This is a genomic window from Micromonospora sp. NBRC 110038, assembly GCF_020884815.1.
GTDB classification, from domain to species: Bacteria; Actinomycetota; Actinomycetes; order Mycobacteriales; family Micromonosporaceae; genus Micromonospora; species Micromonospora haikouensis.
The window spans coordinates 945335-963845 of sequence record NZ_BBOL01000001.1 but is presented as its reverse complement, the minus strand read 5'-3'; the positions used below and the strand labels follow the sequence as shown (position 1 = coordinate 963845).

The following is an 18511-nucleotide window of genomic DNA, read 5'->3' as shown; positions in this document are numbered from 1 at the left end:
CCCGCGCCGCCCCGTGCGGCCGCCGGCATCCGAAGTGGAGTCCGCATGCACAGATCCACCGCCCTCGGCGGCGCGCTCACCGCGCTCGCCACCGCCGCGGCCGGCGTCCTCGTCGCCGCCGCCGTCGGCACCGCGCCGGCAGCCGCCGCCACCGGCACCGGCTACCTGCACACCAACGGCAGCAAGATCGTCGACAGCACCGGCGCGACGGTCCGCCTGACCGGCATCAACTGGTTCGGCATGGAGACCGACAACAAGACCTTCCACGGCCTGTGGTCGAACAACCCGTGGCGCGGTCAGCTCGACACGATGGCCCGCCTCGGCTACAACACGCTGCGCATCCCGTACTCGAACGACGCGCTGAAGCCGGGGGCGACGGCCAGCGGCATCAACGACTTCGTGAACCCCGACCTGGTGGGGCTGTCGCCGCTGCAGATCCTCGACAAGGTCATCGCCTACGCGGGCAGCAAGGGGATGCGGGTCATCCTGGACCGGCACCGGCCGACGGCGGCCGGGCAGTCGCCGCTCTGGTACACCTCCACCGTTTCGGAGGCGACCTGGATCAACGACTGGAAGATGCTGGCCCAGCGGTACGCGAACAACCCGACCGTCATCGGGGCTGACCTGCACAACGAGCCGCACGCCGAGGGCACCAACCCGGCGGCCACCGGCGCCTGCTGGGGCTGCGGGGACACCGCCCGGGACTGGCGGCTGGCCGCCGAGCGGGCCGGCAACGCGATCCTCGGGGTGCAGCCGAACTGGCTGATCTTCGTCGAGGGGGTGAGCTGCCCCAGCGGCGGCCTGTCGAACGTCTGGGACAACGACCCCAGCAACGACGAGGACTGCGGCTGGTGGGGCGGTAACCTGTCCAAGGCCGGGCAGTTCCCCGTCCGGCTGAACGTGGCGAACCGGCTGGTCTACTCCCCGCACGAGTACGCCACCAGCGTCTACGAGCAGAACTGGTTCAAGGCCCCCGACTACCCGGCGAACCTGCCGGCGATCTGGGACAAGTACTGGGGATACCTCTACAAGCAGAACATCGCCCCGATCATGATGGGCGAGTTCGGCAGCACCCTGGCCGACCCGCGCGACAAGGTGTGGCTGGAGAACCTGATGGCGTACACGGGCACCGGGGTCAACGGGATGTCGTTCACCTACTGGTCGTGGAACCCGAACTCGGGTGACACCGGCGGCATCGCGCTGGACGACTGGACCAACATCAACACCGCGAAGCAGGCGATCCTCCAGCCGTACCTGATTGCGCCGGTGGGTGGCGGGACCGATCCGACACCGACCGGAAGCCCGACGGGGACGCCGACCGGCACCCCCACGGGTACGCCCACCTCCACCCCGCCGCCCACCTCCACCCCGCCGCCGACCTCCACGCCGCCGCCGGCCGGTGGCTGCACCGCCACCTACAAGCAGGTCAACTCGTGGGCGGGCGGCTTCCAGGGCGAGCTGACCGTGAAGAACGGCGGCTCGTCGGCGGTCAACCCGTGGTCGGTGACCTGGAACTGGCCGGCCGGGGTCACGCTGGTCAGCGGATGGAACGCCACCGTGACGCAGTCCGGCACGGCGGTGACGGCCGCCGCGCCGGCCTGGTCCGCGTCGCTCGCGGCGGGCGCCTCGGTGACGGTCGGCTTCACCGCCAACGGGTCCGCCTCGGTGCCCGGCACGGTCAAGCTGAACGGCGTCGCCTGCTGAGCCCGCGCGTCACCGCATGACGGCGGCCGGCACCCGACACGGGTGCCGGCCGCTGATCTTTGCGCAGGTCGGGATGGTTGGCACAAAGGGTTTACATCGATCTATGTCTGTGTTTACATCGGAAAGCGCTTGCCTGAGTCATTCGGCGGGCCAGCACGGGAGCCGCTTCTCACCCAGGGCAGTCCACACCGGCGGGGACCAGGACCACCGTCTCCGGCCGACCCAGACGCCACACCGGGCACCGGCGTCAGCGGTCGGCCGACCGGTCCGCGCACCCGCGACCACCGAAGGGAAGCACATGCGCATCACGGCACGACGTCGCACCACGCTGCTCGCCGCAGCCGCCACCGCCTCCGCCCTCGTCGCCGGAGCCCTCACCGTCGCCACCGCCCCGGCCTCGGCCGGACCCACCGACCTGGTCGGCTGGGCCACCCAGAACGGGGGCACCACGGGCGGCGGCGGCGCCGCGACCACCACGGTCACCAGCGCCTCCGCGCTGACCACCGCCGTCGGGTCCAGCAGCGCGGCGGTGATCCGGGTCTCCGGCACCATCAGCTGCTCCGGCATGCTGCGGGTCCGGTCGAACAAGACCATCCTCGGCAACCCGGGCGCGACCATCTCCGGCTGCGGCTTCAACATCAGCGGCGACCGCAACGTGATCATCCGCAACCTCACGTTCACCAGCTGGAACGACGACGCGATCAACGTGCAGGAGTCGGCGACCAACGTCTGGGTCGACCACAACACCTTCACCGGCGGCTACGACGGCGCGGTCGACATCAAGCGCGGCTCGGACTTCATCACCGTGTCGTGGAACCGCGTCTACAACCACGACAAGTCGATGCTGCTCGGGCACAGCGACGACAACGCCAGCCAGGACACCGGCCACCTGCGGGTGACCTACCACCACAACTGGTTCGACGCGAGCACCCAGCGCCACCCCCGGGTCCGCTTCGGCAACCCGGTGCACGTCTACAACAACTACTACTACCGCAACAGCGGCTACGGCGTGGCCTCCACCATGAGCGCCGGCGTGCTCGTCGAGGGCAACTACTTCGAGAGCGTCAGCGACCCGTTCCACCTCGGCGAGGGCAGCTCCGGGCCCGGCACCCTGGTCGCCCGGAACAACCACTTCGTCAGCTCCGGCAGCGGCCAGACCGGCGGCAGCGTGAAGAGCATCCCGTACTCGTACACCCTCGACAGCGCGAGCAGCGTCAAGTCGATCGTGACGGGCGGCGCGGGCGCGGGTCGGATCTCGGTCTGACCCTGCGCAGCCTGGTCGGGGCCCGCCGGTGCGGCGGGCCCCGATCGCCTCAGTGCGCCGCGCAGCCGGTCGCCGGCGCGGGCGCGGCGGCCGGCGCGCCGACCGTCGGCAGCCCGAGCAACACTCCGGGGGTACGCGGGGCGCGGCCGGCCTCGGCGGCGTCGCCGGCCCGGGTGCGCCGGTGCGCCAGCGGCTCCCCGTCGGCGTTGAGGTGGTGCGGGGCGGCGTAGGTGACCGTGGTGTGCACGATGTCGCCGGGGCGGACCTGGCCGGCGAGTGAGCCCACGTCGAAGTGCACCAGGCGGCCGTCGCGGGCCCGGCCCGACATCCGGCCGGTGCGCTCGTCCTTGCGGCCCTCGCCGACGGCGACCAGCACCTCGACCTGCTGCCCCACCAGCTTGCGGTTCTCCGCCCAGGTGATCTCCTCCACCGTCGCGATCAGCCGCTCGTAGCGCTCCTGCACCACCTGCTTGGGCAACTGGTCGGGCATGGTGGCGGCCGGCGTGCCGGGGCGCTTCGAGTACTGGAACGTGAACGCCGAGGAGAAGCGGGCCTCGCGGACCACGTCCAGCGTGCGCTGGAAGTCGGCCTCGGTCTCGCCGGGGAAGCCGACGATGATGTCGGTGGTGATCGCCGCGTCGGGCATCGCCGCCCGGACCCGCTCGATGATCCCCAGGTATTTCTCCGACCGGTACGACCGGCGCATCGCCTTCAACACGTCGTCGGAGCCGGACTGCAGCGGCATGTGCAGCGAGTGGCAGACGTTCGGGGTCTCGGCCATCGCGGCGATCACGTCGTCGGTGAAGTCCTTCGGGTGCGGGCTGGTGAACCGGACCCGCTCCAGCCCCTCGATCTCGCCGCACGCGCGCAGCAGCTTGCCGAACGCGTACCGGTCGCCGAACTCGACGCCGTAGGAGTTGACGTTCTGCCCGAGCAGGGTCACCTCCAGCACGCCCGAGTCGACCAGGGCGCGGACCTCGGCGAGGACGTCGCCGGGGCGGCGGTCCTTCTCCTTGCCGCGCAGGGACGGCACGATGCAGAACGTGCAGGTGTTGTTGCAGCCCACCGAGATCGACACCCAGCCCGCGTACGTCGACTCGCGCCGCGTCGGCAGCGTCGAGGGGAAGACGTCGAGCGACTCCAGGATCTCCACCTCGGCGGCGGCGTTGTGCCGGGCCCGCTCCAGCAGCGCCGGCAGCGAGCCGATGTTGTGCGTGCCGAACACCACGTCCACCCAGGGGGCCTTGCGGACGATGTCGCCGCGGTCCTTCTGGGCGAGGCAGCCGCCGACGGCGATCTGCATCCCGGGGTGCTTGTCCTTCACGGGGCGCAGGTGACCCAGGTTGCCGTAGAGCCGGTTGTCGGCGTTCTCCCGGACGGCGCAGGTGTTGAACACCACCACGTCGGGGTTGCCGTCGACCTCGGCGGCGCGCACGTAGCCGGCCTGTTCCAGCAGGCCGGAGATGCGCTCGGAGTCGTGCACGTTCATCTGGCAGCCGTACGTGCGCACCTGGTAGGTGCGCGGGCTGCCCGCGGCTGCGGTAGTCATGACCCGCACAGCGTATCCGCACGAGCCGACAGAACCCGAACGAGGAGGAGCCGTGTGCCGCAGCATCAAGACCCTGCGTGAGCCGTACGTGCCGGAGGTGAGCCGGGCCGACATCGAGGCGGCGGCGTTGCAGTACGTCCGGAAGATCTCCGGGTTCCGCGCGCCGGCCGCGCACAACGCGGCGGCGTTCGACGCGGCGGTGGCCGCCGTCGCCGAGGCCACCGCGACGCTGCTGGACCAGCTCGTGGTGCGCGGCGGCGCCCCGCAGCGCCCGGCCACCGAGGGCTGAGCCGGGGACGCCGCGGCCCCGGGCCAGCGAACGCTGAACCGGGGCCGCCGGGGGCCGGGCTGGACCGGGGCCGCCGGGCGGCGCCCGGGGCTCCGGGTCGGTCGGCCCCGGCGGTCAGGCCGCGGCGAGGGCCGGGAAGACCGAGTCCGGGGCCCACCTCGACCGGTGGCAGCGCGACCAGCCCCGGCAGCCGGGGTGGGCCACGGTGCACAGCCGCTGGTTGCTCAGCACCTCGCCGTCGTCGGTCTCCCGCACGTCGAAGTGCACCGGGCGGATCGTGCCGTCGGGCGCGACCAGCAGGTGCCGGCCGGCGTCGAGGGTGTCGTCGCGCAGCACGCAGTTGCGGCCGAGCAGCCGGGCCAGCGCGGCGACGCAGGGCAGCTCCGTCAGGCTCTCGGGCACCCCGTAGCAGTCCACCATGGTGCCGAAAACCCCCGGCGCCTCCCAGACGTCGCAGATCACCGCGTACGTCGGCAGCCGCGCCGGGTCGGCCACCGCGAGCGGCATCACCACCCGCCCCAGGGCCTCGGCCAGCGCCGGGTACACCTCCACCGGGGGTGCCCCGTCGATTCTCCAGTTCCACAGCTCGGTCACGCCGCCTCCTCGCTGCGTTCGTCCCACCGGCCTCCGGATCGGGCCTTACTGACGATGGTGGGGGGCATTTGACCGCAGCCGGGGGCAAGTTACCGGTCTGTGACCATTCCGGGCAAAATTTCCTGCACCGCCGTCGCGGACAGTGGCGGAAAGATGACACTTTATCGGCTATGGTGCCAGCCCGTCGCCGTCAGCGCACGACCAGCAGGTGCTCGCCGCGCGGCAGCAGCTCACCGATCACCGTGGCCCCCGGCAGCTCCCCGGCGACCAGCAGCCCGCCCGAGGTCTGCGCGTCGGCCAGCAGCAGCCGCTCCCCCTCGTCGGCGGCGCCGAAGTCGGTCCAGGGCGTCACCCAGTCCAGGTTGCGCCGGGTGCCGCCGCTGACGTACCCGTCGCGCAGCGCCTCCCGCGCGCCCGGCAGGTAGGGCACCCGGGCCGCGTCGATCGCCACCGTGAGCCGACTGGCCCGGGCCAGCTTCGAGGCGTGCCCCAGCAGGCCGAACCCGGTCACGTCCGTGCCGCACCGGATGCCGGCGGCGACCGCCGCCCGGGCGGCGTCCCGGTTCAGCGCCGCCATCGAGGCGACCGCCTCGGCGAACCGCTCGCCGGTGGCCTTGTGCCGGGTGTTGAGCACCCCGACGCCGAGCGGCTTGGTCAGCGACAGCGGCAGCCCGGCCCGCCCGGCGTCGAGGGTGATCAGCTCCTCGGGCCGGACCACGCCGGTGACCGCCAGCCCGTACTTCGGGCCGTCGTCGTCGACGCTGTGGCCGCCGGCCAGGTGACAGCCGGCCTCCCGCGCCACGTCCTGGCCGCCGCGCAGCACCTCCCGGGCCAGCTCCAGCGGCAGCCGCTCGCGCGGCCAGCAGAGCAGGTTGAGCGCGACGAGCGGGGTGCCGCCCATGGCGTACACGTCGGAAAGCGCGTTGGCGGCGGCGATGCGCCCCCAGTCGTAGGCGTCGTCGACGACCGGGGTGAAGAAGTCGGCGGTGGTCACCAGGCCGGTACGCTCGTCGAGGCGGACCACCGCGGCGTCGTCGCCGTTCTCCAGCCCGACCAGCAGGTCGGCCGTGCCGCTGGCCGGGCCGAGGCCGGCGACCATCGCCTCCAGCTCGCCGGGCGGGATCTTGCACGCGCAGCCGCCGCCACGGGCGTAGTCGGTCAGTCGCACCGGCTCGGTCATCCCCCCATGATCGCCTCGATCCGGCCCCGCCGCCAGCCGAACGGACCGGTCCGAGACGGATACCGGACTCACGGCGCGGATCGTTACCGGTGTTACCGCACCGTGACCAGATGAGTGGCGATCCGCCATGTCGGCCCGCCTACAGTGGCCGGACCGGGGGTCATCCGACCCAGACGTACGTGACGACAGGGACGGTGGACGACGTGACGACGGCCGAACCGCTCATCGTGCTGGACGGGGTCAACAAGCACTTCGGGCCGCTGCACGTGCTGCAGGACGTCTCGCTCTCGGTCGGCCGGGGCGAGGTCGTCGTCGTGATCGGACCGTCGGGCTCGGGCAAGTCGACGCTGTGCCGGGCGATCAACCGGTTGGAGCCGATCAGCTCCGGCACCATCACCTTCGACGGCACCCCGCTGCCCGCCGAGGGCAAGGCGCTGGCCCGGCTGCGCAGCGAGGTCGGCATGGTGTTCCAGTCGTTCAACCTCTTCGCGCACAAGACGATCCTGGAGAACGTCACGCTCGGCCCCGTCAAGGTCCGCAAGGAGAAGCCGGCCGCCGCACGCGAGCGCGGGCTGGCCCTGCTGGACCGGGTCGGCATCGCCAACCAGGCCGACAAGTATCCTGCCCAGCTCTCCGGCGGCCAGCAGCAGCGGGCGGCGATCGCCCGCGCGCTGGCCATGCAGCCCAAGGCGATGCTGTTCGACGAGCCCACCAGCGCGCTCGACCCGGAGATGGTCGGCGAGGTGCTGGAGGTGATGACCTCCCTGGCCCGCGACGGTATGACCATGGTGGTGGTCACCCACGAGATGGGCTTCGCCCGGCACGCGGCCAACCGGGTCATCTTCATGGCCGACGGCCAGCTCGTCGAGGACGCTCCCCCGGCCGAGTTCTTCGCCAACCCGCGCAGCGAGCGCGCCAAGGACTTCCTGTCGAAGATCCTGACGCACTAGGCGTCCGTCCGTGGAGCGCGTCGTCCCCCGGCGGGCTCCGTCGAAGAAGGAGAGAAGTATGCGTATGAAGCGCGTGGCGGCCGTCGCCATGGCCGCTGCCCTGTCGGTCGGCATGGCCGCCTGCGGCGGCGACAGCGACGGCGAGTCCGGTGGTTCGGGCGCCAAGGGAATCATCGGCAAGGCAGAGAGCCAGAAGAAGCTGGTGATCGGCGTCAAGGCGGACCAGCCCGGTCTCGGCCTCCAGACCGGCAGCACGTACGAGGGCTTCGACGTCGAGATCGCCAAGATCATCGCCAAGGGCCTCGGCGTCGAGGCCGGCAGCATCGAGTGGAAGACCACCGTCTCCGCCAACCGGGAGCCCTTCATCCAGCAGGGCACCGTCGACCTGGTCGTGGCGACGTACACGATCAACGACGAGCGCAAGCAGAAGATCAGCTTCGCCGGGCCGTACTTCATCGCCGGGCAGGACCTGCTGGTCAAGGCGGACTCCACGCTCGCCGGGCCGGAGGGGCTGGACGGCAAGACCGTCTGCTCGGTGACCGGCTCGACCCCGGCCAAGCGGATCCAGACCGAGCACCCGAAGGCCAAGCTCCAGCAGTTCGACTCGTACTCGAAGTGCCTGCCGCTGCTGGAGAACGGCCAGGTGGACGCGGTGACCACCGACGACATCATCCTGGCCGGCTACGCCGCGCAGGAGCAGTACGCCGGCAAGTTCAAGGTGGTCGGCAAGCCCTTCTCCAGCGAGCCCTACGGGATCGGCCTGAAGAAGGACGACAAGGACGGCTGCGAGAAGGTCAACGAGATCCTCAAGGCCGCCGCCTCGGACGGCTCCTACAAGGCCGCCTGGGACTCGACGCTGGGCAAGAGCGGCAAGGCCGCGCCCGAGCTGGACACCACCAAGCTGACCAACTGCGGCAGCGTCTGACGGAGGTCGGGGCCGGCGCCCTCGTGGTGCCGGCCCCGGACCGTCACGACGCGGACGACCTGCCCCGGGAGTCGACGGATGCACGTATTCGCTGATCAGACCAACCTCGACGCGTACGTGTCGGGCTTCCTGTGGATCCTCAAGCTGACCGGCGCGTCGGCGTTCTTCGCGCTGGTGCTGGGCGTGCTGCTCGCCGCGTTCCGGGTCTCCCCCGTGCCGGTGCTGCGCGGAGTCGGCGCCGCCTGGGTCAACATCTTCCGCAACACACCGCTGACGCTGATCGTCTTCTTCTGCTACTTCGGCCTCTTCTCCACGCTGGGGCTGAGCCTCTCCGACGAACTGGACCTGAACAACTACTGGCTGGGCGTCGTCGGCCTGTCGGTCTACACGGCCGCGTTCGTCTGCGAGTCGGTCCGCTCGGGCATCAACACCGTCCCCGCCGGCCAGGCCGAGGCGGCCCGAGCGATCGGGCTGACCTTCTTCCAGACGCTGCGGATCGTGATCCTGCCCCAGGCCGGGCGGGCGGTGGTGGCGCCGCTGGGCAGCGTGCTCATCGCGCTGTGCAAGAACGCGACGATCGTCGGCACCATCGGCCTCATCGAGGCGTCGAGCGTGATGAAGGACCTGATCAACAGCAACGGGGACGCGGTCATCCCGATCTTCCTGGTGTTCGCCGGCACCTTCGCCGCGCTCCTGATCCCCACCGGCTACTTCTTCGGCTGGCTGGCCAACCGAATGGCGGTGAAGCGCTGATGAGCAGCACGGTCCTGTACGACCACCCGGGGCCCCGCGCCCGCGTCCGCAACGCGGTGCTCAGCGTCGTCTTCGGCGTCGGCCTCGTCGCCCTGCTCTGGTGGGTCTACCGCAGGTTCGACGAGGCCGGCCAGTGGGAGGGTCGGCTCTGGCGGCCCTTCACCGAGCCGGACACCTGGACCCAGTTCGTCATCCCCGGCCTGCGGCAGACCCTGCTCGCCGCGGCCACCGGGATGGTCCTGTCGCTCGCCTTCGGCATCGTCTTCGCCGTCGGGCGGCTCTCCGACCGCTGGTGGATCAGGGTGCCGTCCGGCGTCGTGGTGGAGTTCTTCCGGGCCGTGCCGCTGCTGCTGATGATCTTCTTCATCTTCTACGGCGTGCCGTTCCTCATCCAGGGTCCCGTCTCGGCGTTCTGGGCCGTGGTCGTGGGCCTCACCCTGTACAACGGGTCGGTGCTCGCCGAGGCGTTCCGCGCCGGCATCCGCTCGATTCCGAGGGGCCAGTCCGAGGCCGCCTACGCGGTGGGCATGCGCAAGAGCCAGGTCATGCAGCTCATCCTGGTGCCGCAGGCCGCCCGGGCGATGCTGCCGGTGATCGTCAGCCAGCTGGTGGTGCTGCTCAAGGACACCGCACTCGGCTACATCGTGGCCTTCCCCGAACTGCTCCAGCGCGGCGTCAACGACCTCTCGGCCAACTACGGCAACGTGGTGGCGGCGGCGATCGTGGTGGCCGCAATCTACATCGTGATCAACTCGCTGATCACCATGCTGGCGGGCTGGCTCGACCGGCGCACCCAGCGACGCGGCTTCCGCGCCACGAAGAAGACCACCACCGGCCCGGCCCCGGTCCTTGAGCAGGCGGTCACCGAGCCACAGGGCTGAGCCCGGCAACGCGACGCCGCCCGACCCACCCCTGCAATCCCGCACGGTCACGGCCCCGTCCCGCAGCCCCGGCAACCCGGGCCCGGGATGGGGCCCCGCCGGCTCAGCGGGCGATCTCGGTGACCCGGGACTCGCGGACCACGGTCACCCGGATCTGCCCCGGGTAGGTCAGCTCCTCCTCGATCTGCTTGGCCACGTCCCGGGCCAGCACCGCCGCGCCGATGTCGTCGACGTCGTCGGGCTTGACCATCACCCGGATCTCCCGGCCCGCCTGCATGGCGAAGACCTTCTCCACGCCGAGCTTCCCGGCCGCGATCTCCTCGATCCGCTCCAGCCGCTTGACGTACGCCTCAAGGCTCTCCCGCCGCGCCCCCGGCCGCCCGCCGGAGCAGGCGTCGGACGCCTGGGTGAGCACGGCCTCGATGGTCTGCGGCGGCACCTCGTTGTGGTGCGCCTCGATCGCGTGGACGACGTCCTCGCTCTCGCCGTACTTGCGGGCCAGGTCGGCGCCGATGATGGCGTGGCTGCCCTCCACCTCGTGGGTGAGCGCCTTGCCGATGTCGTGCAGGAACGCCGACCGCTTGATGGTCGGCACGTCCAGCCGCAGCTCGGCGGCCATGATCCCGGCGATGTGCGCGGTCTCCACGAGGTGCTTGAGCACGTTCTGCCCGTACGAGGTGCGGTAGCGCAGCCGCCCGAGCAGGCTCACCAGCTCGGGGTGGATCTCGGTGATGCCGACCTCGACGAGGGCGTCCTCGGCGGCCCGGTGGCAGAGCTGCTCCACCTCCTGCCGGGCCAGGTCGTAGACCTCCTCGATCCGGTGCGGGTGGATCCGGCCGTCGAGCACCAGCTTCTCCAGCGTCAACCGGCCGACCTCGCGGCGCACCGGGTCGAAGCAGGACAGCAGCACGGCCTCCGGGGTGTCGTCGATGATCAGGTTGACCCCGGTGACCGACTCGAAGGCGCGGATGTTGCGCCCCTCCCGGCCGATGATCCGCCCCTTCATCTCGTCCCCGGGTAGGTGCAGGACGCTGACCACGCTCTCCGCGGTCTGCTCGCTGGCCACCCGCTGGATGGCGTCCACCACGATGTGCCGGGCGCGCTGTTCGGCGGTGTTGCGGGCGTCGGACTCGATGTCCCGCACCAGCAGGGCGGCCTCCCGCTTCGCCTGGGTCTCGATCACCTCGATCAGCTCGGTGCGGGCCGCGTCGGCGGTGAGCCCGGCGACGCGCTCCAGCTCGCGGCGGCGCTGCTCCTCCGCCTCGGCGACGGCCTGCTCGCGCTCGGCCAGCGCGGACTCGCGGGCGGCGAGGGCGGCGCTGGCGGCGGTGAGCTGCCGCTCCCGGTCGGCCAGCCGCTCCACCTCCTCGGTGTGCAGGCGCTCCCGCTCGTCCATCCGGGCGGCCCGCCGTTCCACCTCGGCGGCCTGCTCCCGGGTGGTCGCGGCGAGCACCGCGACCTCGCGTTCCCCGCTGCGGCGGGCCGCCGTGCGCAGCTGCTCGGCGTCGGCCTCGGCCTGCTTGTGGGCCCGCTCCAGGACGGTGTCGGCCTCCGCGCGGGCGTCGTCGAGCACCCGGCGGGCCTCGGCCCGGGCCGCCTTCGCCTCGGCCTTCGCGGCGGCGGCCTCGGCGCGCGCCGCCGACGCGGCGGACTTGGCCACGTCGATGGTGCTGTTCACCTCGTCGGCGGCGGTGCGCAGGGCGGCCAGCGACTGCTCCTGGCGGTCCTTCTCGGCGATGTAGGCCGGGTCCTCCGGGCGGGGTGCCGCGCTGAGCCGGCGCATCGTCCGCACGCCCACCAGCACCGCGCCGACCACGACCAGGACGAGGATCAGCACCACCCCGAGGAGGACGGCGTCGAAGGCGTTCACGGCCGCATCCCCGCGCCGGACCGGGACTGCGCCGCCCGTACGCCGTTGCCGGCCACCGGTCGGGTAACGCTGCCGGCCACCGGTCGCGCAACGCTGCCGGCGGCCGCCCGTGCACCGTTGTTGGCCATCGCCCGTGCGCCACGGCGTGCGCCGTCGCCGACCGCCGTCCCGCCGGGACCACCCGTGGACCTCTGCCGCCCCGCCATGGCCGCCTCCCCTGAACGTCGGCGCCGCAGTGAGCGTGCCGGGTGGGCACGTGCGCTGCGGCTCTGAGACGCCCGACCTGAGCGACTGGCCGTGGGTAGCTTTCCGCCGACGGTGCCCACGGGGCATCGCCGACGGCCGGGTGCAGTTGTCGTGCCGGCCCCGGACCGGCCTGTCCGGAGCTGACACCGCAGGCCGGCGAGCCGGCCAAAGTGATGCTGTTCTGTTACGCGATCTATGTTGTGCGCTTTGCTTGCGCTTGGTCGGGCAATGTGAGCCTGTATGGCGAGGCTAGGTCTCCGGGTGCCGTCTGGTCAAGGACTCATGATCAAACCCCCCGAACGGAGAGAAGTTGACGAGTCACCCAACGCTGATGGCACGCCGGACACGACCGGACAAAGAAGACCGGATCCGGCGGGCGCCGCCGTAATCGTCGGCACCCCTCGGCCGGGTCGCACCGGCGTGCTCACCCGGCCGGGCCGGGCTGCGGCGGCTCGCCCACCGACCGGGCGTCTCGGCCCGGCCGTTCAGTCGAGCGGGCGCGTGTCCGGGGTGAGGTCGCCCTCCGCGTCGGCGAGCGCGTCGGCGTCGATGCCGTCGGCGAACTCGGCCGCCTCGGCGCTCTGCGCGGCGAGCGCGTCCTTCACCGCCCGGATCGCCACCCCCGGCGGGTAGCCCTTGCGGGCGAGCATGCCGACGAGGCGACGGAAGACGGCGTCCGGCTCCCCCCGGGCCGTACGCAGCTTCCGGTCGACCAGCGCCCGGGCCGTCTCGGCCTCGGTCTCCTCGTCCAGCTCGTCGAGGGCCTCGCTCGCCACCTCACCGTCCACGCCCCGCCGCCGCAGCTCGTTGGCAAGGGCCCGGCGGGCCAGCCCCCGGCCGGCGTGCCGGCTGGACACCCAGGCGCGGGCGAACGCGGCGTCGTCGATGATGCCGACCTCGTCGTACCGGTCGAGCACCCCGGCGGACACCTCCTCGGAGATCCCCCGCTTGGCCAGCGCCGCAGCCAGCTCGGCCCGGGTGCGCGGGCGCACGGCGAGCTGGCGCAGGCAGATCTCCCGGGCCAGCTCCGCCTCGTCACGAGGCGGAGCCCCCGTGCCGCACGGGGCATCGGCGTCCTGCGGCACCCCGGCGGCACCCCGGTCGTCGGCGTCGCCCGGGGCATCGGCGTCGACCTGCGGGGAGAACGCCCCGCCGGAGGAACCGCGCCGGCCGCGCCGGGGACGGGGCGGGCCATCGGCGTCACCCGCGCGGGGCGGACTGGCATCCCAGCCCCGCCCCGTGCGGGCGCGTCGTCCTGTCACTGGTCAGCGGCCGGTCAGAAGTCGACCGGCGGCAGCTCCGGGCCACCGGCGGCGTCGCCCGCGCCGACCCCGACGCCGAGCTTCTCCAGGATCTTCTTCTCGATCTCGGCCGCCACGTCCGGGTTCTCGCGGAGGAACTCGCGGGCCTTCTCCTTGCCCTGGCCCAACTGGTCGCCGTCGTACGTGTACCAGGCGCCGGACTTGCGGATGATCGCCTGCTCCACGCCCACGTCGATGAGCGAGCCCTCGCGGGAGATGCCCTTGCCGTACATGATGTCGAACTCGGCCTGCTTGAACGGCGCGGCGACCTTGTTCTTCACCACCTTGACCCGGGTGCGGTTGCCGACCACGTCGGTGCCGTCCTTCAGGCTCTCGATGCGGCGCACGTCGAGCCGGACCGAGGCGTAGAACTTCAGCGCCCGGCCACCGGTGGTGGTCTCGGGCGAGCCGAACATGACACCGATCTTCTCGCGGAGCTGGTTGATGAAGATCGCCGTGGTGCCGGTGTTGTTGAGCACACCGGTGATCTTCCGCAGCGCCTGGCTCATCAGCCGGGCCTGGAGGCCCACGTGGCTGTCGCCCATCTCACCCTCGATCTCGGCGCGCGGCACCAGGGCCGCCACCGAGTCGATCACGATGATGTCGATCGCGCCGGAGCGGACCAGCATGTCCGCGATCTCCAGCGCCTGCTCGCCCGTGTCGGGCTGCGAGACCAGCAGGGCGTCGGTGTCGACGCCGAGGGCCTTCGCGTATTCCGGGTCGAGCGCGTGCTCGGCGTCGACGAACGCGGCGATGCCGCCGGCCCGCTGGGCGTTGGCCACCGCGTGCAGGGCCACCGTCGTCTTACCGCTGGATTCCGGGCCGTAGATCTCGACCACCCGGCCCCGGGGCAGGCCCCCCACGCCGAGGGCCACGTCGAGGGCGATGGACCCGGTCGGGATGACCGAGGTCTGCACGACAGGGCGCTCCCCCAGGCGCATCACCGAACCCTTGCCGAACTGCTTGTCGATCTGAGCGAGAGCAAGGTCGAGCGCCTTCTCCCGGTCAGGACCTGCCGCCATCGTTGCCACCCCTGCCTTCGCCGGCGTCTTTCCTGAGCTTCGCGTCACGCGGACACGCTAGGCGCTGGGTCCGACAGAAAACCAGCCGACGGGCCGCGAGCTGTGGACGAGCACCCCGCTGTGGACAATAGCCGAACAGGTGTACGACTCGGCAAGCGACACGCGGGAGGAAAGAAAAGGCTGCTCAGCGTAGTCGCGCGGGCACCCGGTCGGGGTACGCGGCGACCACCGCCCGCCACACGACGTGGGTCTGCTCACCCGACCGGAGGGCCTGCTCGATGGTCCGCCCGCCGAGCTGGGACAGCACCTGGTCCGAGGCGATGCTGGCCGCGTACCCCGGGCCGAACGCCTCCTCCAGCCGGGCCCAGAAGTCGGTCAGCCGCACGGTCGGTCCTCCTCGTCCGGCGCCCGCCCGGGCACCGCACGCAACGCTAGCGCCAGCAGCGGCACCGTCGCGATCGCGGCCAGCAGGGTCAGCGTCGGATACCCGGCGACCTGCATGACGAACCCGCTCAGCGCCCCGGCGGCGGCCCCCGCCAGGCCCATCGTCAGGTCGGAGAGCCCCTGCACGCTGGGCCGCACGTCGGCCGGCACCGACTCCGACAGCAGGGTGGAGCCGGCCACCATGGTCCCGGACCAGCCGAGCCCGAGCAGGACCAGGCCGACCGAGAGGCCGGGCGTGTGGTGCCCGGAGGCGCCCGCCACCGCGCAGGCGACCAGCAGCACGGCCAGGCCGCCGAGGATCACCGGCCGCCGGCCGAGCCGGTCGGTGAGCCAGCCGACCACCGGGGAGAACGCGTACATGCCGGCGATGTGCAGGCTGAGCACCACCCCGACCACCCCGAGCACGGCGGAGTCGTCGTGGTACTCGCCGAGGCGTACCGGGGTCATCGACATCACCGCGACCATCACGAGGTGGCCGACCGCGACGGCGGCGATGCCGAGCCGGGCCGCCGGCCGCTCGCGGACCACCCGCCAGGCGGTCCGCATCCCCGCGCCGCGCCGCCGGTCCGCCGCCGGCCCGGCGGCTCTGCCGGCGTCGGCAGCAGCGGGAGCGGCGTCGGCGTCGGCAGCGGCCTCGGCGTCCGCCAGCCGGCGCGCGGTCAGCAGCGGGTCGGGCCGCAACAGCACCAGCAGTACGCCGGCCGTGAGGGCGAACGCCACCGCGCTGAACGCGAACGGGCCGGCCAGCGACGGCAGCCCCCACCCCCGGGTGGTGCGGTCGGCCAGCGCGGCGAAGTTCGGCGCGGCCACCGCCCCGATCGTGGTGGCCCAGACGACCAGGGAGAGCTGGCGGCCCCGGCGGGCCGGCTCGGCGAGGTCCACGGCCGTGTAGCGGGCCTGGAGGTTGGCCGCCGAGCCCCCGCCGAACAGCAGCATGCCGAGGAAGAGCAGCGGCACCTGGCGGGTCGCCGCGGCGAGCACCACCAGCACGCCCCCGGCCGCCCCGACCAGGTACGCGGTGACCAGCCCCGGCCGGCGACCGTGCCCCGTCATGATCCGGGTGACCGGGACGGCGAGCAACGCGCCGCCGACCACGGCGGCGCTCTGCGCCAGGCCGGCGACCGCCGTGCCGGCGACCCGGGCGGCGAGCAGCGCGCCGACCGAGATGCCGATGGTGACCCCGATGCCGCCGATGATCTGGGTCACGACGAGCAGCCGCAGCGTGCGGCGCTGGATCGGGGCGACGTCGACGCGGCTGGGGGCCGGCGCGGTGAGGTCGGTGGCCATCGGTGGCTCCTCGGTGACGGCCGGGGCTCCGGCGGGGGTGCGGCTCGCCCCATCCTCACGCAACCCCCCGGACCTTGGACAGTTGACTCCGAGGGGCGCAACGACAACTGTCCAAGATCGGAACCCTGGTGGGTCAGGCTGCCAGGGCGGCGGCGGCGACCTTCAGGTCGGCGACCAGTCCGGCGTACGCGGTGTCCTGGTCGTCGGCGCGCAGCACCGCCGACGGGTGGATGGTGGCCAGGAGCCGGGCCGCCGGTGCGTCGGCGACCCCGCCGGCCGAGTCGACCGGCACCCGGGCGAAGTCCTCCGGCCGCTCGGCCGACGCCGGCCAGGGCATCAGGGTGCCGCGCTGCCGGGTGACCCGGAACGACGGGCCGAGCAGCGCCTTGGCGGCGGTCGCGCCGAGCACCACGACGACCTCCGGGCGCAGCCGGGCGAACTCGGCCACCAGCCAGGGGCGGCACGCGGTGACGTGCACCCGGTCCGGGGTCTGGTGGATGCGCCGCTTGCCGCGCAGCTCGAAGCGGAAGTGCTTCACGGCGTTGGTGAGGTAGAGCCCCGTCGGGTCGAGCCCGGCGTCGTCGACCGCCCGGCGCAGCAGCCGACCGGCCGGGCCGACGAACGGCAGCCCCTTCTGGTCCTCCATGTCGCCCGGCTGCTCGCCGACCAGCACCACCCGGGCGTCGGCACCGCCCCGGCCGAAGACCGTCTGGGTGGCGTCCCGGTGCAGCTCGCAGCCCTGACAGCCGCCCGCGGCGGCGCGCAGCGCGTCGAGGGTGTCGGCCTGCGGCGGGATGAACTGCTGCGCACCGGGGGCGGTGTCGGTCTTGTCGGTCATGGCGACCTTTCTACCCGCCGTGGCCGCGCCCACGCGGGCACCCCCACCCGGCGCGCCCCGCCCGGGGTGGCCCGTCAGGCGGTGAAGGCCGACGGGGGGCGGGGGTGGACGGCCCTGGCTATCGCGTCGGCCAGGGCCGGGAGGTCGGCGGGGTCCAGCTGGCCAACCGTGACGCGCACGCCGGGGGTGGCGGCGATGCGGAACAGCGCGCCCGGGGCCACCGCCCAGCCGGCGTCGCGCAGGGCGGTGACGGCGCTGGTCTCGTCGGGCACCGGGAGCCAGACGTTGATGCCGGTGCGGCCGTGCCCGGCCAGCCCCCGCGCGGCCAGCGCGGCGAGCAGGTCGCCCCGGCGGCGCTCGTAGTCGGCGCCGGCCCGGTCGACCAGGGCGGCCGTGGCCGGGTCACGCCAGAGGGCGAGCACGAGGCGTTGCAGCACGGTGGAGACCCAACCGGCGCCGACGCGGGCCCGGCCGGCGACCCGGGCGACGGTGGCCTCGTCGCCGGCCAGCACGGCCAGCCGCAGGTCGGGCCCGTAGGGCTTGCTCACCGACCGGACGAAGGCCCACGCCCCGGTCACCCCGGCGAGCGGGTGCAGCGGTACGCGGGCCAGCTCGGCGGCGTGGTCGTCCTCGATCAGCAGCAGGTCCTCGCGGCCGGCGAGGAGGGCGCGCAGCGCGGCGGCCCGGTCGGCGGAGACGGCCGCCCCGGTCGGGTTCTGCGCCCGGCTGGTCACGACCAGGGCGCGGGCCCCGGCGGCCAGCGCGGCGCGTACGCCGGCCTCGATCGGGCCCTCGTCGTCCACCGGCACCCCGATCGGGCGCAGCCCCAGGGCGGCGACGAGGTCGAGGAGGTTGGCCCAGCCCGGGTCCTCGACGGCGACCGCGTCGCCGGGGCGCAGGTGGGCGGCGAGCAGCCGTTCGATGCCGTCGAGCGCCCCGCCGGTGACCGTGACGTCGGCGGCGGGCACCCCGTCGGCGGCGAGCCGCTCCCGGGCCGCGTCGGCCAGCTCGGGCAGGACGCCGGCCGACGCGTACCCGATGGGGGTGTCGAAGTCGGCGGCGAGCGCGGCCAGGTGCGGGCCGAGCGGCGGGAGCAGCCGGGTGTCGGGCTCGCCGAGGGACAGGTCGCGGACGCCGGGCGCGGCGCTCGGGCGCAGCGCGCGGCGGGTGGCGACCGGCGGGCGGGGGCGGACCCGGGTGCCATGCCGGCCGGCGGTGGCGAGCAGGCCGCGCTGGCGCAGGTCCTGGTAGGCGCGGGCCACCGTGGCCGGGCTGACGCCCAGCTCGGCGGCGAGGGCCCGCACCGGGGGCAGGGCGGCCCCGGCGGGCAGGTCGCCGACGCGGACGCCCGACTCGATGCTGGCGGAGATCTCGGCGGCCGTCCGGCCGGTGACCTGATAGCGTGCTGACACAA

Annotated in this window: 17 protein-coding genes; 7 read left to right on the top strand and 10 right to left on the bottom strand. The window is 73.1% G+C overall.

Annotation, left to right across the window (positions count from 1 at the left end):
- The first annotated feature begins 45 nt into the window (after positions 1 to 45).
- Both LPU61_RS04095 and LPU61_RS04090 read left to right on the top strand, forming a co-directional pair.
- The gene (locus tag LPU61_RS04095) at positions 46 to 1704 is read left to right on the top strand and encodes a cellulase family glycosylhydrolase (protein WP_229404172.1); all 1659 of its coding nucleotides are present in this window, start codon (positions 46 to 48) and stop codon (positions 1702 to 1704) included.
- A 298-nt stretch (positions 1705 to 2002) separates the two neighbouring features.
- Entirely contained in the window at positions 2003 to 2968 is a 966-nt protein-coding gene (locus LPU61_RS04090) for a polysaccharide lyase family 1 protein (protein WP_043962480.1), read from the top strand.
- Between the two features lie 49 nt (positions 2969 to 3017).
- On the opposite strand, the gene miaB is transcribed toward LPU61_RS04090, so the two are convergent.
- Positions 3018 to 4517, bottom strand: coding sequence for a tRNA (N6-isopentenyl adenosine(37)-C2)-methylthiotransferase MiaB (gene miaB / locus LPU61_RS04085; RefSeq protein ID WP_043964202.1), 1500 nt, complete (start codon positions 4515 to 4517; stop codon positions 3018 to 3020).
- A 52-nt stretch (positions 4518 to 4569) separates the two neighbouring features.
- Between miaB and LPU61_RS04080 the strand changes: the two genes are divergently transcribed.
- The gene (locus tag LPU61_RS04080; RefSeq protein ID WP_043962479.1) at positions 4570 to 4806 is read left to right on the top strand and encodes a DUF2277 family protein; all 237 of its coding nucleotides are present in this window, start codon (positions 4570 to 4572) and stop codon (positions 4804 to 4806) included.
- Positions 4807 to 4920: 114 nt separating this feature from the next.
- On the opposite strand, the gene LPU61_RS04075 is transcribed toward LPU61_RS04080, so the two are convergent.
- Both LPU61_RS04075 and selD read right to left on the bottom strand, forming a co-directional pair.
- The gene (locus LPU61_RS04075) at positions 4921 to 5400 is read right to left on the bottom strand and encodes a hypothetical protein (RefSeq protein ID WP_043962478.1); all 480 of its coding nucleotides are present in this window, start codon (positions 5398 to 5400) and stop codon (positions 4921 to 4923) included.
- A 190-nt stretch (positions 5401 to 5590) separates the two neighbouring features.
- Positions 5591 to 6580: a selenide, water dikinase SelD gene (gene selD, locus LPU61_RS04070; RefSeq protein WP_229404171.1), complete on the bottom strand. Its 990-nt coding sequence runs from the start codon at positions 6578 to 6580 to the stop codon at positions 5591 to 5593.
- 194 nt (positions 6581 to 6774) lie between these two features.
- Here selD and LPU61_RS04065 point away from each other — a divergent pair, with 194 nt between their 5' ends.
- The 4 genes from LPU61_RS04065 to LPU61_RS04050 all read left to right on the top strand — a co-directional run bounded on the left by LPU61_RS04065 (position 6775) and on the right by LPU61_RS04050 (position 10089).
- The gene (locus tag LPU61_RS04065; RefSeq protein ID WP_043962476.1) at positions 6775 to 7530 is read left to right on the top strand and encodes an amino acid ABC transporter ATP-binding protein; all 756 of its coding nucleotides are present in this window, start codon (positions 6775 to 6777) and stop codon (positions 7528 to 7530) included.
- A gap of 58 nt (positions 7531 to 7588) precedes the next feature.
- On the top strand, positions 7589 to 8455 hold the full coding sequence (locus tag LPU61_RS04060) for a glutamate ABC transporter substrate-binding protein (protein ID WP_229404170.1): 867 nt from the start codon (positions 7589 to 7591) through the stop codon (positions 8453 to 8455).
- 78 nt (positions 8456 to 8533) lie between these two features.
- Complete coding sequence (locus tag LPU61_RS04055) at positions 8534 to 9208, top strand: amino acid ABC transporter permease (protein ID WP_229404169.1); 675 nt, start codon at positions 8534 to 8536, stop codon at positions 9206 to 9208.
- Positions 9205 to 10089, top strand: coding sequence for an amino acid ABC transporter permease (locus LPU61_RS04050; protein WP_308102552.1), 885 nt, complete (start codon positions 9205 to 9207; stop codon positions 10087 to 10089). The genes LPU61_RS04055 and LPU61_RS04050 overlap by 4 nt, the downstream gene beginning before the upstream one ends.
- 103 nt (positions 10090 to 10192) lie before the next feature.
- Here LPU61_RS04050 and rny read toward each other — a convergent pair whose 3' ends face one another.
- The 7 genes from rny to LPU61_RS04015 form a co-directional block, all read right to left on the bottom strand.
- Positions 10193 to 11959, bottom strand: a complete 1767-nt coding sequence (rny, locus tag LPU61_RS04045) for a ribonuclease Y (RefSeq protein ID WP_229404167.1) — start codon at positions 11957 to 11959, stop codon at positions 10193 to 10195.
- 731 nt (positions 11960 to 12690) lie between these two features.
- Entirely contained in the window at positions 12691 to 13467 is a 777-nt protein-coding gene (locus LPU61_RS04040) for a regulatory protein RecX (RefSeq protein WP_229404166.1), read from the bottom strand.
- A gap of 14 nt (positions 13468 to 13481) precedes the next feature.
- Entirely contained in the window at positions 13482 to 14528 is a 1047-nt protein-coding gene (gene recA, locus LPU61_RS04035) for a recombinase RecA (RefSeq protein ID WP_043962471.1), read from the bottom strand.
- A 184-nt stretch (positions 14529 to 14712) separates the two neighbouring features.
- Positions 14713 to 14913, bottom strand: coding sequence for a DUF3046 domain-containing protein (locus tag LPU61_RS04030; protein WP_091277347.1), 201 nt, complete (start codon positions 14911 to 14913; stop codon positions 14713 to 14715).
- On the bottom strand, positions 14904 to 16259 hold the full coding sequence (locus LPU61_RS04025; protein WP_229404165.1) for an MFS transporter: 1356 nt from the start codon (positions 16257 to 16259) through the stop codon (positions 14904 to 14906). Before LPU61_RS04025 ends, LPU61_RS04030 begins: the two co-directional genes overlap by 10 nt.
- Positions 16260 to 16392: 133 nt before the next feature.
- Positions 16393 to 17097 (bottom strand): UdgX family uracil-DNA binding protein, encoded by a 705-nt coding sequence (locus tag LPU61_RS04020; protein WP_043962468.1) that lies wholly within the window; start codon positions 17095 to 17097, stop codon positions 16393 to 16395.
- Between the two features lie 74 nt (positions 17098 to 17171).
- Positions 17172 to 18509, bottom strand: a complete 1338-nt coding sequence (locus tag LPU61_RS04015) for an aminotransferase class I/II-fold pyridoxal phosphate-dependent enzyme (protein WP_229404164.1) — start codon at positions 18507 to 18509, stop codon at positions 17172 to 17174.
- Between the last annotated feature and the right edge of the window lie 2 nt (positions 18510 to 18511).